Genomic DNA, 17,565 nt, shown 5'->3' with positions numbered 1-17,565 from the left:
CGAGTTTTCAAGTGGCGGGCGAGGGCGCCGCGGTCGGCGCGGCCTCTGTTAGTTCACCTTACGCATCACGCCGATGAGTTTGCCTGCAATGGAGAAGTGCTTGTCCTTCTTGACAATGATCGGGCGGTAACGCGGGTTTGCCGGACGCAGTTCGATATGGTCTGCGGCGGGGTGGTAATACTTGACGGTGGCTTCGTTGTCGACCTGGGCCACGATGATTTCACCGCGGTCAGCCGTCTTTTGCTGGCGAGCGAAAATCAAGTCGCCGTCGAGAATGCCGGCGTTGATCATGGAGTCGCCCTTGACGCGGAGCGCAAAGACGTCGGAACGGCAAGCGAGGAAGTCGCGGTCGATGGTGACGGTGCCTTCGAGGTTCTGCACGGCAAGAATCGGCGTACCGGCAGCGACGCGGCCCACGATAGGAATTTCAATAGTATTGGTCGGCGCTTCCGAAGCCTCGGAATTGCCGCTGTCGACAACTTCGATACCGCGGCTAAGTCTGGGGGAGCGGTTGATATAGCCCTTCTTGATGAGGGCGGCGAGGATGGAACGGACGCCGTTCGTCGAAGAAATCTCGAAATGGTTGCCGATTTCGCGGACGGTAGGTGGCATGCGGTTTTCCTTGGAATACTTCTTGATGTATTCCAGGATTTCTTCTTGACGGGTGGTTAGCTCCTTGCGTTTGCTGTTGTTTTCCATGTATAAACCTCGCTTTAATAAATTACATACACAAATATAATGCACAATTGGGCAATTGTCAATAGGTTCACTGCACAAAATTTCATTATTTTACAAGACTCCGTCACGCTTTTTCGTACAAAAAGCCCTTTCGAGCAGAAAAAAATATATATTTCCCCAAAAAAAGGACTTTGTCTTTAATGAAGTCAAGGGGGGCTTTCATGAAAAATACACTTAAATACTTTTTGGGGGTAATTCTCCTATTTTCTGTTTGCGCATGGAGCAAAGCATCTGATATCCTCATCGTCGTTGACGACGAAATGATAAAAGACAACGAAATCAAGAATGCCATAGACACCTATACAGATGACATCTGGAATACTTATCAAGTAAATGCCTCTGTCATATCTTTCAAATCCCAGAAGAACGGCGGGAAAGCCACCGACCTAAAAGAAATACTCGTAAGCAAGAAGGATTCCATCACGGGCGCCATCTTTGTTGGAGACATTCCGCGCGCTCAATTTGAATTCTACCAGAAAACACAAGAAGGATTCCGGTACCAGCGCTGGGTAACAGACCTTTACTTCATGGACCTTGACGGTGTTTGGAAAGACACTGCTGCCGGAGGCCCCGAAGCCTATGGCGGAAAGTTGTTTGAAACCACCACGACAACGTTAAACTTTGATGTACGCGATGGTTCTCCGATACCAGGGAAAGTACCGGCGGATAGTTTTTCAATTGCATATTCCGGATACATCAAATCTCCAGTCACCGCACTTTGTTCCCTGCAACTTACCACGGACAACGACAGGCGCCTTTGGATTAACGATTCCCTGCTCATTGACGCATGGTTCAACAACTGGGACATTCCCTATTACAGCGCTTTTCAATTCAAGAAAGACAGTCTCTACAAATTCAAACTAAACTATGCAGAGGAATATGGCGCCGCTTATCTTACACTAAAATGGAAATGCGGGAATAATGCCTCCTATGAACCAATCCCTGATTCCGTTTGGCGTCAAAATGACAAGAGCACACCCGGTCTCAACCAAACCTATTACGGAAATATTTTCATGAAGGATTCGCTCCCAGAGGAAGACATAAAGCACCTTTGGATTTCTGGAAAATCCAATGGAGTTTTTGACGGGCACTATTCCAAAAGTGGCGCAGTTTCTGATTCCTTTGAAATATGGGTTTCTCGAATTGACCCCAACACGGCAGGTTTCTACGGTAACCCAAAAACACTTTTATTGAACTATTTCGAGAAAATCCACAACTACTATCTCGGTTTGTTCAAGAAAGCTACGCGTAGTGCCATGTTCCTAACTGAGGAAGGAGGCCTAAACAATCCTCTAGACCAGAAATTCGTTGATGGTTTGAGCCTTCTTTATTCCCCAGACTCCCTTGATAAGTCCATCGCTGACGGGCAGGAATATCTAGACAACATTAAATCCGACAAGTATGATTGGGCCCTTTATGGTGGGCACGGAGGCCAGACTGGCCTTGGAAACGGGCTGGATATAACACGAGTGGAAAGAAACATGTGCGTGTCACCGAGATTCTTCCACTTTGCCTGCTGTGGCCCACTTACCTGCTATGATTTCTACGGCAACGCCAATAGTGCCTCTGTTGGAAGCGAGCATATCTTTAACACGATTAACGGCGGTTTTGTAAGTATCGGTTCGTCCAAAACCAGTGGAAGCGACCAAATGGATGGTTTCATGTACTACGCCTTTGAGCACAAGTTCATTGGCGAATCGTTCCGGGAATGGGTAAACGAAAGGGTGAAAAGGAACCAGTACGGTCACAAGGAAGACCTTTACGATTGGTTCTATGGAGAATCGATTATTGGAGATCCGATGCAAAAACTGGAAGTGCCAAAAGAAACAACGATTCGCATCCATAAAGTCAAAGCACAACGGATGCCGCAAAAAAACGGCAAGCTGTACGACCTTTTGGGAAGGATCAAAGGCTTTTTAAACATCCAGTAATCAACGAACCGAAAACCAAAGATTTTCGGTTTTGACATCACTGCAGTCCACTAAAAATAAACCCGTATAAAAAGAAAGGAACTCTTCAAGAGTTCCTTTCTTTTGTTCTGGAGGTGAGGGGAGTCGAACCCCTGTCCAAAATCACGTCCATGCACGTTCCTACAAGCTTTCCCTTCGTATTTGAGATCTCGTCTGATCTACGCCCAAGAAGGTCGGCGCGGACTTTGACCAGCCTAGTGAATCTCGGACTCTAGCCCCAGGCATGCAAGAATCCTATCCCATATTGCGTCCGGACGTACATCCCGATGGGAGCGGAATGAGGCCCGGCGTTGCCGTTAATTAGGCAGCGAGTGCGTAGTTTTCGTCAGCACTTATTTTTTTTCAGACTTTTTTACGAGTGCCCTCGTCTGAGACCTCGGCTTGCAACTAACACTTCGGTAACCCTGTCGAAACCAGAGCACCCCCGGTGCTTTGCACCGGGGATGCTCTGGTTGAGACTCGTCGACTAAATGCGAGCTGGCGAGCATTTAGGCCCTTAAGCTCACGAAGTGAGCGCAAGGCCCGTAGGGCGAGCTTAACGCGAATAGCGTTAGGCGAGGCAAACCAGAGCGCCCCCGGTGTTCATTTAATCCAAATATACAAATATATTGCCCTTTTTTAAAGATTCCCGCCAGAGGACCGCACAGAATCCTTTTACAATGTGAAATTTTTTTGACAAAGCGATTCCGTGTTTCTATCTTATTTTTACAGATAAAGGGCGGAAAAACGTTATTTAACGCTTTTCTAAATACGAACGAGGATAACATGAGAGCTTTTCAAAAGACCACGAGTCTTTTTGCGCTTTTATTTGCGTGTACGTGCGTTTTGGTCTCTGCTTGCGGAGGTGATTCCGGCAGTTCCGGTGCACCTGACGAATCCGAAGAAGATGTGCATCCGGCAAAAGAAGCCGGTGTCGACAACAAGGTCTCTGACGCGACGATTACCAAAGACAAGATCTATGATTCCAGCATAGGTTCGTATTTGAATACGGTCCAGTTCGGCATGTACATCTGGCTAGAAGACAATGCGACTGAAAGTGGCTCTTATGGTAATACCATGTGTTACAATGACGATCCCGATAACTGCTATGCGTACGGTCGTATGTATCACCCGGGTTACGCTCGCTGCCCGAGCGGGTTCTCTGTTCCGACCAAGGAAGACTGGTCCAAAACCATGGCCTACATTTCCAAGTACCCCGAAGTGGCCTCTTCGTTCGGCTTTTCGATGGGCGGTTATTGCTATGAGGGCTTGCACGGAATTGCCTGTACGGACGCGGACAAGGCGGGCTACTACCTGGCGGGCGACAGTACGATTGCCATTGTCAAGGGCCGCTCGGTTTCGTTTAGGCCGGCGGACGAACAAAACTTTTACCAGCTGCGTTGCGTAAAGTATACTTACCTCGTTGCGACAGTCGAAGACCTTCCGCATTGCGATTCGATTAGCCGTAACACCCTGCAGCCGTTCTTTGTCATGAGCGAAAAGACCAACTACAAGTGCTCTGGCACGCGCTGGGTAGACGATTTTACGAATAACTGTAGTAGTGCCGAAAACGGTATGTCCGCCGTGTACAACGACACCATGTATATCTGTAAGTTCCGTGAATGGCAGGTTGCCGATATCTCGGATTCCAAGGACGAATGTACCGACAAAAATGACCGCACCACTTACTTGTTCAATGGCGACCTGTATGCTTGCGAAGATGGCGATTGGCGTGCGCTCAAGAATTTGGAACTGAAACTGGGTTACTGCAGACCCAGCATGATTGGAACTCTCGATTCCCTTGAAACGACGACTTCGGCCTCGCAGTCCAATTATTATTCGAATGAAGTCAGACCTTATGATTCGTACGCATTTTATGCCTGCGATTCTACGGGCTGGCGTACGGCGCTCCTGAGCGACTATATGGGCAAATGCGACAGCACTAGGGAATTCAAGGAAGGCGAACTGCATGAAGTTCGCTACGTTTGCCGAAAGGGCGTGTGGGATACCTTTACAAAGCTGGAAAGTGAAATCGGTGTTTGCTCTCCCAAGAAACAGGGCGTTATTGACACGACCGAAAGCGAGGTCGCATACATTTGCGACGAAACGTCCTGGCGTACTGCGACCAAGTACGACTATTTGGGCGACTGTGTTCCGAAAGTCGAAAACAAGATTTTGCCTTACGGCGGCGACAAGTACATCTGTCTTGAAGACGGTTGGTACAAGATGAATAATCTTGAAGTTGACATGGGCCTTTGCACGGAGAAACGTGATGGCGAAATCGAAAGTATTATTGCTTCTCCTCATCTTGGAATACCCTTAATTCCCTGGACGAAGAAATTGGATTCTGCACCGCGAGTAATAAAGGAAAGAAAGCCTCCACCAAGAGTGGTTCGACTTATTACTGTGAAGAGAATGGCTGGAGAATAATGGACCGCTATGAAGTCTTATTGGGTATCTGCACAAGCTCAATGGAAGGAACGACCAAAAAGAATGTGGATACAGTCTTTGTGTGTACGAGCGGAAGCTGGAAAAAGGCTGGTACTGATATCGTACTTGGTACATGCGACAGCAAGTCCTCGGGGGTGACTAAAACATATCTGGGTACCGTATATGGATGCCGCGAAAACAAGTGGGTTGTACCGGATTCCCTGGACAAACTCTTGGGATTCTGTGCAGGTAATAATTCCCGTGAGGTCGTTTTAAGTGGTGACACATATTATCGCTGCAACAGTCATAATTGGGTTGCCATCAGTGCGGTGATCGGAGCCCTGGGAACCTGTAACGAGGAAAACTACGATAAGTACAAGAAAGGCTCGGATGGAATCATGTACGCATGTCATAGTACTAACATCTCATGGACACGAGTTGATAATATGTATTTGTTCTATGGCGACTGCGTTGCTAGTAAAGATGGAGAAAGGGTCGTATTCAATAATGAGGAATATGTCTGTGACATCAAAACATCAACCGGATGGAAAAAACTGGATTCTCTAGATAAGGCTCATGGAACTTATTGTGGGTATTCGAGCGTTGGAGATACGGTTACTTATCATGGCGTACACTATGTCTGTAAGGCTCAATCGTACGCGTATAAATGGCAAAAGGCGACAGACCGTGAATATATGGGATACTGTACGGCCGCTCGCGAAGGACATACGATGTTCAACGGAGCAAATACCAGTAAGTGTACCGGCCAGAAGTGGGTTGGAGTTAAAAAGACATTTACCGATTCCAGAGATAGCAAGAAATACAATTACGTAACCATTGACGGGCTAGATTTCATGTCCCAGAACCTCAATTATGCCGGTGTGGATTCCACCATTTGTATTTCGAGCAGCACGGCGACAAATTGTGACGAGTGGGGACGACTCTATAGCCCTTCTACCGCGGCGAAGGCGTGTCCGTCGGGTTGGCGCTTGCCTGATTCGACGGAGTTGCATGACATGCTTACAAACTTGTACAATCTCAATAAGTTCTATGCCTTCTATGGCGATGGATGGAACTTGATGCCCTATCCAACAGCTGCTTTCACCGATACAACGGGATGGCATGATGAAGACCTCTATGGCCTGAATATAACTCCGACCGGTTATGAGATTGCCTATCTTCAAAACGGGATGGATCCGATGAGGTCGAGAATGGCTGATAACATGTCGGTCTTTTACTGGACTGCGTCTGGGGATTATTGGGGACGTGGTAGACCGTTTGGATTCTATGAATCTACTCAGTATCAGAGTGTTCGTGTGATCGGTATGGCGATTCGCTGCGTCAGGTAATAGGATGAAAATCGAGGTCTCCGGTGTATCCTGGAAACTGTGGACGATTCGCGCAGTTGGAAATGAGTAAAAAAAGCTATCTTTGGTGCGATGGTCGAATCGCTTTCCGAATGTCTCACTTTTGCGCCGACAGACTCGCTTAATCTCTTTAGCAAGGCTGAAGGGGGCGCGATTCATGTAAACGGGGCAACTATTCCGGCCGCTGCCATGATGGTGGCGACGCGCTTCCTTAAAAAGCTAAAGCCGATTCTGGTGGTGGCGAAGGATTACAAGAGCGCGGAAAACTGGGTCGAGAATCTGGAAGGGCTTTTGGGCGAAGAGTCTGTCCGTTTTTTCCCTTCGATTGGCTTGAAACCTTACGAAAAGAAGGTGCCGTTCGAAGGCGTTGTCGAAGAACGCCTCAAGTTTTTTCGCGATGTAGAAGGCGAAAACCCGTTTATTACGGTCTGTCCGCTAGATTCGTTCTTGATGCGGCTCCCGGCACCGCATACGGTGATGAAGGATTGCCTGGAACTCAAGGTAGGCGGCGTTGCCGAACCTTCGTCGCTTCGCCCCTGGTTCTTGGACCATGGATTTGTAGAACAGCCCGTGGTTTCGGGCGTGGGGGAATTCTCCATTCGCGGATGCATTGTCGACGTAAACTGCCTGCTGTATCCGCATCCGATTCGTATTGAATTCTTTGGCGACGAGATTGAATCGATTCGTAGCTTTGACATTTTCTCGCAGCGATCCGTAGAGACCATGAAGTCGGTGAAGCTTTTCCCGATGGGCGAGTTTACGGTCAAGGAACATGAGGCGGCTTGCTACAATGGTGACCTTTCGGGGCTCTGGTGGCACCGTGGGCGTTATCAAACGCTGAATTCGAGCTTGCTCGACTATTTGCCGAAGGCCTCGTTGGTATTCGAAGAGCTTTCGCTTTTGTCGGAGAATGCGGCGAAGTATTATTTGAACTGCGAGAATACCTTCAGGGAAGTACGCGAAGTCGATACCGAGGCAGTGGACCCGGCGCATACCTGGTTCAAGATGGGCGAGCTTTCGCGTCAGTTTGTGGGCCGCACCTCCATGGATGTTTCCCGCGTGCAGCTCAATGACGGCAACAGCCATGAACTGAATTGTAAACCGCAAGATTTCTCGTCGAACGGCACCGATTCGGTTGCCAAGGAAATTGAGGAATTTGCCGCCCGCGGCGGAACCGTTTATGTGGTTGCCCCGACGGCAGGTGCGCTTGGGCGTATCAAGCAGATGCTCGATGGCTTGCCGATCGAAGATTATATTGTCGGCAATATGTCCGAAGGTTTCTGGCTCGAAGACGACGGAATCGCCTTCTTGACCGAGACTCGCATTTTCAATCGCCATTCGAACAAGACTCGCAAACGCAAAATAGCAGGCTCCGTTTCGAGCGCCTTGATGATTGAATCGCTGAACCGCGGTGATTTCGTTTCGCACGAAGATCACGGCGTGGGCAAGTATTTAGGGCTTGTACGCGTGAACGTGAACGGCGGTATGGTGGACTGCGCCCTGCTCGAATACGCCGGCGGTGACAAGCTCAAGTTCCCTGTGGCGGACTTGCAGAAGATTGAACGCCTTGATACGCAAGAGAATGCTCCTAAGCTCGATCGTCTGGGCGGCAAGGCTTGGGAAAACCTCAAGGAGCGCGTCAAGAAAAAGGTCATTCAGATTGCGCGTGAACTGGTGGAACTTTACGCCAAGCGCGAATTGGTGGAAGGTTTCGATTTCCCGCCCGATGGCAAACTGCAGAAGGAATTTGAAGACGCCTTTGAATACGACCCGACACCCGACCAGGTGAAGGCTACCGAAGATATCAAGCGCGATATGGAATCGCGCCGCCCGATGGATCGCCTGATTTGTGGCGACGTGGGCTTTGGTAAGACCGAAGTCGCCATGCGTGCGGCGTTCAAGTGCGTGGTGAGCAAGAAGCAGGTGGTTCTCCTGGTGCCGACGACGATTTTGGCTGCCCAGCACTACGAAAACTTCATGGACCGCTTTGCAGGTTTCGGCGTGAACATTGCGCTGGTGAACCGCTACAAGAGCACCAAAGAAAAGAAGGAAATTTTCAAGCAGGTAAGCGAAGGCAAGGTCGACATTTTGGTCGGTACGCACAGCCTGCTTTCGGAAAAGAACCAGTTCAAGGACTTGGGCCTTCTAATCATCGACGAAGAACAGAAATTTGGCGTGAAGCAGAAGGAAAAATTGCGTGAAATGCGCTTGGCGGTCGATACGCTCAGCATGAGTGCCACGCCGATTCCGCGTTCGCTGCATTTGAGCATGACGGGCGTGCGCGATATTTCGCTGATTAATACGCCGCCCATGAACCGCTTGCCGGTCGAAACCAAGCTCATGAAGCGCGATGACATGGTCATCAAGCAGGCGATTGAAGACGAACTGGCCCGCGGCGGCCAGGTGTTCATTGTGAATGACCGTGTTCAAAGCATTTACGAATTGGCCGACGATATTGAACAGCTCGTGCCTGAAGCGCATATCGGTATTGCACACGGGCAGATGAATGACCGCGACCTCGAAAACGCGATGGAAGCCTTTATCTCTCGTAAGTTTGATATTCTCGTAAGTACGAGTATTATTGAATCGGGCTTGGATGTTCCGAACGCGAATACGATTATTATCATGAACGCGCATCACTTTGGTATTAGCCAGCTTTACCAGATGCGTGGGCGTGTGGGCCGCAGCAGCGTGCTGGCGAAGGCTTTGCTGGTCATTCCGTCGCAGCATGAAATTTCTCCGGAATCCATGCGCCGCTTGAAGGCTCTGGAACAGTTTACCGACCTCGGTAGCGGTTATCAGCTGGCCATGCGCGACTTGGAAATCCGCGGGGCGGGCAACTTGCTCGGCCAGGAACAGCATGGTTTTATCGCCGAAGTGGGCTTTGAAACTTATGTGCGCTTGGTGCGCGAGGCGGTGGAACAGCTGCGCGGTGGACCGTCCGAAAAGCCGATTCAGCCTCGCGTAGAACTTGGTGTAGACGCTTACTTGCCCGAAGACTACATTCAGGATGGCCTCACTCGAATCTCGATGTACCAGCGGATTTCCCGCGTGTCGCATACCGACGAAATCGCGGGCCTTGCGCAGGAGCTCGCGGATCGATTCGGGCCGGTGCCCGAAGCCGCCAAGATGTTGCTGCTGGTCACCGAAATAGGCCTCTTGGCGGGGCGGCTCCGCATTCAGGGCTTGGTGCAGCGCAAGGGAATGCTTGCGGCCACCTTCGTGGAATTCCCGCCGCCCGATCCGCGAATCATCAGCGAGATGTATGCGAATACGCAGTTCCCCATGCGCATTATGGGTGGCTCGCCGCTGCAAGTCGTGATTGAACTCGGTAAGGGTAATGCCATAGAACTCGCCGAAAAGGCACTCAAGGAGTTCCGTGCGTTTGCTGTGATTAAGGCTGATTCTACGGTCGTGAAGAGTACTAATTCGCCGGCTCAGACGAACTAGCGAACGAAATTTAGCGGACTAGTTGTTCCGTTTCTTTCAATTGCTCGATTAGGGCTTTCGCAATTTTATCGACAGATTCGTTCTTGAGAAGGTTTGCCGAGCAGAAGGTTTCGTCTGCATCGGTTTCGAAACGGATTTGTTCTGCAGGAATCTGCGGAATGGCGGCAAGGGTCGATTTCTTATGGAAGGAATCGAGGTGCAGCGAGAATATCGGATTGAGTTCCTGCGCTGCTTTTACGATCGAAATATCGCCGCCAAAGCGGTGGAACGTCACGTGGACTTTCGGAGCTCTTTGGCGAGACTTGATATTCGATTTCTTGCCGGGGTAACCGCATTCTTCGAGAATCTTGATAATGCGCCCGTAATCGCCAACGCAATGAATATGCAGGTCGCGATGCAGGTTGCGGGCGAGTTCGACTTGTCTTCTAAAAGCTTGTTCCTGAAGGCCGCCTTCGGCGTAGCCGTCGTAGCGCTTGTCTAATCCGCATTCACCGACATTGGCATCGGGGTAGTTGTCCAGAAGAGATTCCAGACGTTCCCAGTCGGCTTCCGTCACGTCGGCAATAGTCATCGGATGAATGCCGTAATTGCGGGTAGAACCTTCGAAAAGGCTTGAATCCATTTTTTGCAGGACTTCCCATTCAGCGGGTTCACAGGCGATAGCGTTAAAGCACAACCCCTTCTTCTGAAGGGCTCGTGCAAGCATCATGGGCTGCGGTAACCTTGCTAAATGTAAATGAAAGTCAAACATACCATTAATATACTCCCAAAATCCGGAATAAATCCAAAAAAGTTCTTGTTTTTTTGTTAGAAAAAGCCTAATTTAAGGGTAATGATGTTTCTAGCGTTAAAAAGGAGTTTTTATGCGCGATCTTTTGGAAAAAGCCTTAAATAAGGGTTTAGGTGTTTCTTTTACGAATGAAGGCGGCTTTGCTGTAATCCGCATTACTAAAGGGGCCGATGTCGTTGCATCCTGCAGCCTCGGTTCGGCTGATTTCCGCACCACCGTTGAAGATTCCTTGCAGTCCCTTTTGCTTGATCTTGAACGCAAAGGCTTGTAATATTCCAATTTGGATTTAAAAAAAACGACCCGCTTTTGAAGCGGGCCGTTTTTTAATGGTCTTTTTTTAAACCTAGTTGATTCTACCAACCAAGTTACCCGAGATGGTGTAGTCCTTGGTGCAGCCGAAGCTGTGCACACCGGCAGACAGGCTGAAGCGGCTGGTGAAGGCCTTTTCGAGGTAGAGAGCGGCCAAGACATCCTTGATGTGCTTGGGCTTCTTGCTCATGCCCCAGAAGTCGCGATGTTCATAACGGTCGCCCACGTATTCGGCTTCGACGAGGATTCTGTCAACAACCGGAGTGTAGATGGCGATACCGCCGGTAACGGGGATCACGAGGTCGTCGGCCATGTCCATGAGAGCTGCTTCTGCGAAGATGTCAACCGTGTTCAAAACGATCGGCAGGTTAGCCTTCAAAGAAGCGTTGTGCTTGATGTCGGCCTTGCTGTCGTAAACGACGTCGAACATGTTGCTACGGTAAGCGAGCTGAACCTTGAGGGCAGAAATGCCGGCGAGGTTGTGGAAGTTGAATGCAGCACGCAGGTCACCCTTGTCGAGGTTTTCAGACTTGCTGATCAAGGAAATGAAACCGGACATGTTGTCAGACGGAGTGAAACCGAACATCAACTGGTTTTCAGAAGGCTGGGTAGAAAGGAATCCGGCCAGGTAACCATCGATGTAACCACCGAAGTAGTCACCGCTCTTGTCGGTGTTGTCCCAACGACCGACCTTGAAGGTGAACAGGTCTGTTTCCTGCATGGCCCATGCTTCGTCCAGAGAGTAGTAGTCATCACCATACTGGCGGGTGCCTTCGCGGAGTTCGGCCTTCTTGACCTTCTTATCCAAGTTGTCGTCAGACCTGAGGTCAGCGGGGTAGAAGGCTACAGCAATCTTGCCCTTGAAGTCATCGGCTTCAGCGAGCACGGCAAAGTTGGCTTCGCCATTCCAAGTTTCGAAGTTGTCGCCCATTTCGTCGTCTTCGGTTGCCCAAAGAACCTTGCCGGCTTCGAGTTCGAAGTCAGCGTTGATGTCGAAGTTAATATGGTTAGCCGACATCACGGCGTTCTGGATCATTTTTTTCTTTTTGCGCTTTTTCTTCTTGGCCGGCTTCTGGGCAGGTTCTGCGGCGGCGACTTCGGCTGCCGGAGCGGCTTCTTCAGGCTTCACTTCTTCAGCCTTGGCTTCTTCCTTCGGCTGTTCTGCCTTAGCTTCAGCCTTCGGGGCTTCGGCGGCCTTCGGTTCTTCAGCCTTTGCATCGGCCTTCGGCGGCGGGCTTTGCTTCAGCCTTGGCTTCGGTCTTAGCCGGAGCGGCAGCGGCGGGCATTGCTTCAGCCTTGGCTTCGGTCTTAGCCGGAGCGGCAGCGGCGGGCTTTGCTTCAGCCTTAGCTTCGGTCTTAGCCGGAGCAGCGGCCTTAGTTTCAGCCTTCGGCTGTTCTGCCTTGGCTTCAGTCTTAGCCGGAGCGGCGGCAGGTTCAGCAGTTTTTGCCGGAGCGGCAGCGGCGGGGGCTGCAGCAGGGGCCTTTGCTGCCGGAGCAGCAAACACGGCTGCTGCCATAATGCAAGAGGCGATAAACATCTTCTTCATAAAAGGAACTCCTTTATATATTCCACGAGACTAATTTTAGTAAAAATTTCTTTCCCTAATCATTTTTTAACCCTTTTTTCATATAAAAAGTTAACTTTACTCCCACAAAGAGGTTTTGTTTTGAAAAAAATCCCATTTTTTACGATTTTGATTTCTCTCTGTTGCTCACTTTCGTTTGCTCAGGAAACTTTGACAGTTTATAAGAAAACCGCAACCGGCATTGATGAAAATACTCCTGCAGGTTCACTTGTTTTCACAGACCAGATTAGGGAACTTCCTCCCCCGATGGATTCCGTCAAAAAGGTGATTGTCGTTAAGGACTCGATTGAAGTCAAGGACCGCAAGGGCAATGTCAAAAAAGACAAAAAGGGCCGCCCCAAATACAAGGTGAAAAAACGTCGTGTTACCATTTGGGAAAAGGTTGAACCCAAGGAACCGCCGCGTTTTGTGCCTATCCAGTGTAAGCTTGGCGAAGTCTGGGTCAAGCGCGCAGACCTTGCCAGGTTCCAACAGGCATCCATAGACCTGAGTGGTGAATACGCTTCGTCTACCGGTAGCGTGTTCCTCAAGAAGTCTCCGACCAATCCTCGCTATTTCTCGTTTGTCATTCAGAACGGCCCCTTCGGCTACCGTGCAGAACTCGAAGCCAGCAACCTGGAACTCCGCGAAGCTAACGGACATGCCCGCTTGACTTATTCCGAAGAAGGCTGTACGGTTGATATCGCCATTGCGGATCGTAAGGTGAGGGTTGCCCAGCGTGGTTGCAACGAATATAATTCCGGCAAGTACAAGCTCGAAGGTGAATACAACAACTACAAGGGTAACCGCCGCGTCGTAGAAACCTTCAACATGCCCGAACAGAGCTTCAAGTACAAGAAGTACCTGTGGTGCGGGAGCGGTTTCGACAGCTGCGAAAAAGTCAAGGACGACAATGGTGTCGTGACCATTACCTGGAGTAAGGGCGGCAACGGATTCATTGAACGCGCCGCTGGCGATGACGTTCATACTTACCGTCCGTTCGAACACGTGATTCCGCACAAGCGCGACTTCTATAACGGCGAAAAGCCCATTGCCATCAAGACTAAGCGTACCGATATGGCGGGCGAGTGGATGATCTGGTACTTCTATCCGAATGCCCAGCGATTCAAGATGGTTCGTGCCGGCATGCGCGAAGATATCGCCTACATGGAAATCTATGAATAAGGCGCTTGAAAAGTCGAGAGTCCTCTTTCTGGATACAGGCGCGGTCGTGCGCTTGCTGCAGATGCACCCGGATTACTATCCGGTCGTGTCTTCTGTTCTTGACTTTGCCTACGAAAACAATTTGACGGTTCTCGTTTCAAACGTTACCTTGTTTGAAATATCCAAGAAGGCTTTTGCCGCGGGCGAAGGTTTGCTGTCTCGTCAGTACCGCGAATTCTTTGAACATTCCCGCAATGTCAAGGCCTGCGATGTCACGGGCGAGATAGCCGTGAAGGCGGCTGAGTTTGCGGCTAAGAATCTTTCGACTGAAGAATCCATGCGCTTGGCGACTGCTTACGTTTGCGGTGCCGACTGCATTTTGACGGACTGCGTTGCCTTCCGCGACATGACCGATATTCCGGTTGTTACGCTCGACGAAGTTGAATAGATACATTAGTCATTATACTTGCGGAATGACTTGCGTTCCTTCGAAGGCATTCTTGTAATGCGCAAACTGAAGCGGCTTTTGGTAGACTCTCGCGGTCAACACATCAAATCGGCAAGGCGTGTCAAATCCTTTGGGCGCATGCTCTTTCTGTGTGGCTAGAAAATGACATGCGGTCTTCCAGATTTTCTTTTGCTTTAGGGCGTTTACGCGGGCGGCCGGATTCCCTTGCTGGTTGTTCCATACGGATTTGACTTCTACAAATACGAGTGTTTCTCCGTCGCGGGCGACAATGTCCAATTCGCCACCCATGTAGGCGTAATTGCGTGCGATAATCTGGTAGCCTTCGCGGCTTAAATAGGCTGAGGCAAGTGCTTCGATGTAGTTGCCCTTGGGCTTGTTGTTTTCCATAAATCAATCTTTAGAAATGAATAGGTTTAAAACATGCAAATGTCTTTTGCATGCGAGCTATCTAAGAATGATCTAAAAAATTTCTTGGACTAGGGCAGTTCCATGCCCAAGAGGCGAATTTCGGAAATAGCGAAGTCTTCGTTTTCTCCTTCGTAGACGTCATCAAGATAAACCTTGAGTTCGCTAGTTTCCATTGCCTGAATGTTCGGGTACTGCATTCCGCGGATGTTTTCAAGCTTGATTTTCTGCTTGAAGCCGTCCTTGGTTTCAAGAGTGATAGTCTTGGGTTTCTTGAAAATGCGGAAGCGGTCGCCGAAGGCGTCGTCAACAGATTTCTGGTAACCGATGGCGATGCCGAAATGCGTTACGATTGCGTTGCCGTCAAAGTAGAGCGTGAGCACCGGATTCTGCGGCTTCTGCGGCATCGTATAGAGCCATGCCGTCTTAAAATCGTTGTCGTTTAAGTTCTTGAGCGGGTAGCCATTGCTTTCGTCAATTTCGAGAGCCTTGGTCTCGTAATTGCCAAGAGCTTCGCTCCATTCCAGCTCGCGCAAGGTGCTTTCGGGCTTGTGCGTCAGCATCAGCAAAATCAAGAGCATGATGATGAGCGGGAAAATGAAAATGGCGAGGGCCGTAAGCTTCTTTTGAAGCATGCGGGCGCGTGGCGTGATGATGTTTGCCATTTCGGCAATCGATGCCGTGCGGCGGCGGAGCGGCGTGTGGCCCATGGTGGGGCGCTGCGGTGCCGTCTTTTCGGTGGGGAACACCTGGTCGCAAGCGTCCAGGAATTCCTGCATGTCGTGGAAGCGTTCGTTCAGCTTTTTCTTAAGGCACTTTAAAATGAGCTGCGAAAGTCCAGGGGGCATGTCCTTGCGGAAAAGTTCCGGTGCAGGCGGCTGTTCTTGAACGTGCTTCAGGGCAATTTCTACCGGGCGGTTACCTTCGAACGGGAGTCGTCCGCAGGTCATTTCGTAAAGAATCACGCCCATGCTGTAAATGTCAGACTGAATGGTCACGTTGTCGCCGTGGCATTGTTCAGGGCTCATGTATTCGGGCGTACCCATGGTCATGCCCGTACGGGTAAGCCTGTCCTTCTCCATTTCCTGAATGTAAGAAATGCCGAAGTCCATGATGAACACGCGGTTGTCGCGGGTAAGCATGATGTTCGAGGGCTTAACGTCGCGGTGGACAATTCCCTTGTTGTGAGCAGAAAGGAGACCGCGGGCAATCTGGCGGATAATGACTTCGATGGCTTCGAACGAAAGCTGTTCCTTGTTGTGCAAGATCTCAGCGAGGTTCGTGCCTTCCACATAAGTCATGGCAATAAAGAGCTGGTTCTTTTCTTGACCAAAGTCGAATACATGGACGATATTCTGATGGTCGAGTTCCTTCATTGCCTGCGCTTCCATGTAGAAACGCTTGATTGCTTCTTCATCGGAAGAGGCGTCCAAAATCTTGAATGCAACTACGCGGCCAAGGCGTTTGTCGATGGCTTTGTAAACGTTTCCCATGCCCCCTTTACCAAGGGTGCCAATGAGATCATAGTTTTCATTAAAAGGGCGCGGAAATGCTTCAGACTTTTGCGGGGCGATCATTTTGCTTTCTTAGAACAGTTTAGTTTTATTGCAACCACAATATAAAAACATAATGTGATGCCGAGGGCAAGAATTGTGTTTTCGATAGGGTCTTTGCGCTCTAGGAGCAGGTTCAAAAGGCTTGCCTGGTTGTAACGGGACCAGATAATGGTCGAAAGAATGCGCCCGATGGCTTGCATTTGGTCCAAGGGGACCAGGGCTCCGGCCAAGGCGACCTGCGGAATAATCAAAAGCGGAAGCATGGCGTTTGCCTGTCCGGCGTTTTTAGATAGCGAACTTACGGCAAGGCCTACGGCAACAGGCGGGAGAACCATCAACAATATTACGGCCAAAAGATGCGGGGGAGTTGGCCAGATATGCGTGCGGAATCCGACAAAGGCAAATACGATAAGGGTCTGGATAAAGGCGACCGTTGTGGGGAGAATCGCCTTGGCGAAAATGGTCGGGAGAATCGGGACTCCCTTACGGAATTCCGCCTGCAAGATTTCTTTTTCTTGTACGATTTCTCGGATCGAGAGTGAAAGCGAAAGCCAGTTCGCCGAAAGAATGATTGCAAATGCGACAATCCAGAGCGAAGTTACGTCCGAGAATATTTGTGAAAATAGAAAGCCGATAATGAGCGGTTGCAAAAGGAGTGTGAGGAACTTGCCTTTGTCCCTGAACCACTGCTTTGCGGTAATCGAAATCTTGTATAAGAAAACGGGTGACAGGTTAGTCTTTGGGAAAAAGCTGGGGACCAAGGCTTCGAGAGCCGAGGTGCTTCTCACGGCGCCGACGCGGTTCTGCAAAATGGTTTGCCAGTTAGATGCGGTGTCGTCATTCAAGTTCGTGAGAATTGTTTCGGGGTCTTCGCTATCGAAGTAGCGGTAAGCTTCTTTCGGGCTTCCGTAGAAGGCTTGCTTGCCCTGGTGCAGTACGAGAACCTTGTCGGCGATTTCCAGCGCTTCGTAGCTGTGCGTGGTCAGGATAATCGTATGCCCGAGGAAGGCGAGCTGCTTGAGGTGCGTGCATAGAATCTTGGAGTTGTAAGGGTCGAGGCCAGAAAGCGGCTCGTCGAGAACAATCAGGCCCGGATTTCCCATGAGTTCCTTGGCCAGGGCGACTCGGCGGCATTCGCCGCCGCTGAGCGTGCGAATGGGGTTGTCGAGACGCGCGCTCAGCCCGAAAAGCTCAGAGAACTTTTCCAGTCGCCCGTTCGCGTTGCGCTTGAAATCGAGCTTGGACATTCCGACTCGTGCGCCGTCCAAGAGCGTTTCTTTAACGGTCAAGTCGCGGCGAAGTTCCGGATCCTGCTCCAAGAAGGCGATGTGCTTTCGGATTTCTTCGTTGCGGTAATCGAGATTTCCGATGCT

At 50.1% G+C, this 17,565-nt stretch carries 14 protein-coding genes and 1 other RNA gene; 7 read left to right on the top strand and 8 right to left on the bottom strand.

What is annotated here, in order from left to right:
• Nucleotides 1-48: 48 nt before the first annotated feature.
• Nucleotides 49-699: a transcriptional repressor LexA gene (lexA, locus tag QZN53_RS11605; RefSeq protein ID WP_163439102.1), complete on the bottom strand. Its 651-nt coding sequence runs from the start codon at nucleotides 697-699 to the stop codon at nucleotides 49-51.
• A 200-nt stretch (nucleotides 700-899) separates the two neighbouring features.
• On the opposite strand from lexA, the gene QZN53_RS11600 reads away from it, so the two are divergent.
• Nucleotides 900-2,669 (top strand): PA14 domain-containing protein, encoded by a 1,770-nt coding sequence (locus tag QZN53_RS11600; RefSeq protein WP_163439101.1) that lies wholly within the window; start codon nucleotides 900-902, stop codon nucleotides 2,667-2,669.
• Nucleotides 2,670-2,774: 105 nt separating this feature from the next.
• On the opposite strand, the gene ssrA is transcribed toward QZN53_RS11600, so the two are convergent.
• Nucleotides 2,775-3,134: a transfer-messenger RNA gene (ssrA, locus tag QZN53_RS11595) on the bottom strand.
• Between the two features lie 339 nt (nucleotides 3,135-3,473).
• Here ssrA and QZN53_RS11590 point away from each other — a divergent pair.
• From QZN53_RS11590 to mfd, 3 genes are all read left to right on the top strand, one after another.
• A complete protein-coding gene (locus tag QZN53_RS11590; protein WP_163439100.1) occupies nucleotides 3,474-5,117 on the top strand; it encodes a hypothetical protein in 1,644 nt (547 codons plus the stop codon).
• 695 nt (nucleotides 5,118-5,812) lie between these two features.
• Nucleotides 5,813-6,466, top strand: a complete 654-nt coding sequence (locus QZN53_RS11585; RefSeq protein ID WP_205428149.1) for an FISUMP domain-containing protein — start codon at nucleotides 5,813-5,815, stop codon at nucleotides 6,464-6,466.
• 90 nt (nucleotides 6,467-6,556) lie between these two features.
• Complete coding sequence (mfd, locus tag QZN53_RS11580; protein ID WP_163439098.1) at nucleotides 6,557-9,934, top strand: transcription-repair coupling factor; 3,378 nt, start codon at nucleotides 6,557-6,559, stop codon at nucleotides 9,932-9,934.
• Between the two features lie 10 nt (nucleotides 9,935-9,944).
• Here mfd and QZN53_RS11575 read toward each other — a convergent pair whose 3' ends face one another.
• Complete coding sequence (locus tag QZN53_RS11575) at nucleotides 9,945-10,685, bottom strand: TatD family hydrolase (protein WP_163439097.1); 741 nt, start codon at nucleotides 10,683-10,685, stop codon at nucleotides 9,945-9,947.
• Nucleotides 10,686-10,797: 112 nt separating this feature from the next.
• Here QZN53_RS11575 and QZN53_RS11570 point away from each other — a divergent pair, with 112 nt between their 5' ends.
• A complete protein-coding gene (locus QZN53_RS11570; protein ID WP_163439096.1) occupies nucleotides 10,798-10,995 on the top strand; it encodes a hypothetical protein in 198 nt (65 codons plus the stop codon).
• Between the two features lie 72 nt (nucleotides 10,996-11,067).
• Here the strand turns inward: QZN53_RS11570 and QZN53_RS11565 are convergent, their stop codons facing one another.
• On the bottom strand, nucleotides 11,068-12,162 hold the full coding sequence (locus tag QZN53_RS11565) for a hypothetical protein (protein WP_163439095.1): 1,095 nt from the start codon (nucleotides 12,160-12,162) through the stop codon (nucleotides 11,068-11,070).
• Between the two features lie 76 nt (nucleotides 12,163-12,238).
• A complete protein-coding gene (locus tag QZN53_RS11560; RefSeq protein WP_163439094.1) occupies nucleotides 12,239-12,580 on the bottom strand; it encodes a hypothetical protein in 342 nt (113 codons plus the stop codon).
• 147 nt (nucleotides 12,581-12,727) lie between these two features.
• Here QZN53_RS11560 and QZN53_RS11555 point away from each other — a divergent pair, with 147 nt between their 5' ends.
• Both QZN53_RS11555 and QZN53_RS11550 read left to right on the top strand, forming a co-directional pair.
• Nucleotides 12,728-13,783, top strand: a complete 1,056-nt coding sequence (locus QZN53_RS11555; protein WP_294653239.1) for a hypothetical protein — start codon at nucleotides 12,728-12,730, stop codon at nucleotides 13,781-13,783.
• Entirely contained in the window at nucleotides 13,776-14,210 is a 435-nt protein-coding gene (locus QZN53_RS11550; protein ID WP_163439092.1) for a PIN domain-containing protein, read from the top strand. Before QZN53_RS11555 ends, QZN53_RS11550 begins: the two co-directional genes overlap by 8 nt.
• Before the next feature lie 12 nt (nucleotides 14,211-14,222).
• Here the strand turns inward: QZN53_RS11550 and QZN53_RS11545 are convergent, their stop codons facing one another.
• From QZN53_RS11545 to QZN53_RS11535, 3 genes are all read right to left on the bottom strand, one after another.
• A complete protein-coding gene (locus QZN53_RS11545; RefSeq protein ID WP_163439091.1) occupies nucleotides 14,223-14,618 on the bottom strand; it encodes a YraN family protein in 396 nt (131 codons plus the stop codon).
• Nucleotides 14,619-14,707: 89 nt separating this feature from the next.
• On the bottom strand, nucleotides 14,708-16,213 hold the full coding sequence (locus tag QZN53_RS11540) for a serine/threonine-protein kinase (protein ID WP_163439090.1): 1,506 nt from the start codon (nucleotides 16,211-16,213) through the stop codon (nucleotides 14,708-14,710).
• Nucleotides 16,210-17,565 (bottom strand): ABC transporter permease (locus tag QZN53_RS11535; RefSeq protein ID WP_163439089.1); only part of this gene is annotated, 1,356 nt, incomplete at its 5' end. The genes QZN53_RS11540 and QZN53_RS11535, both read right to left, overlap by 4 nt.

Source organism: uncultured Fibrobacter sp. (genome assembly GCF_900316465.1).
Classification (GTDB): Bacteria; Fibrobacterota; Fibrobacteria; order Fibrobacterales; family Fibrobacteraceae; genus Fibrobacter.
The sequence above is the reverse complement of the archived record's forward strand: the minus strand, read 5'-3'. Positions and strand labels throughout refer to the sequence as shown.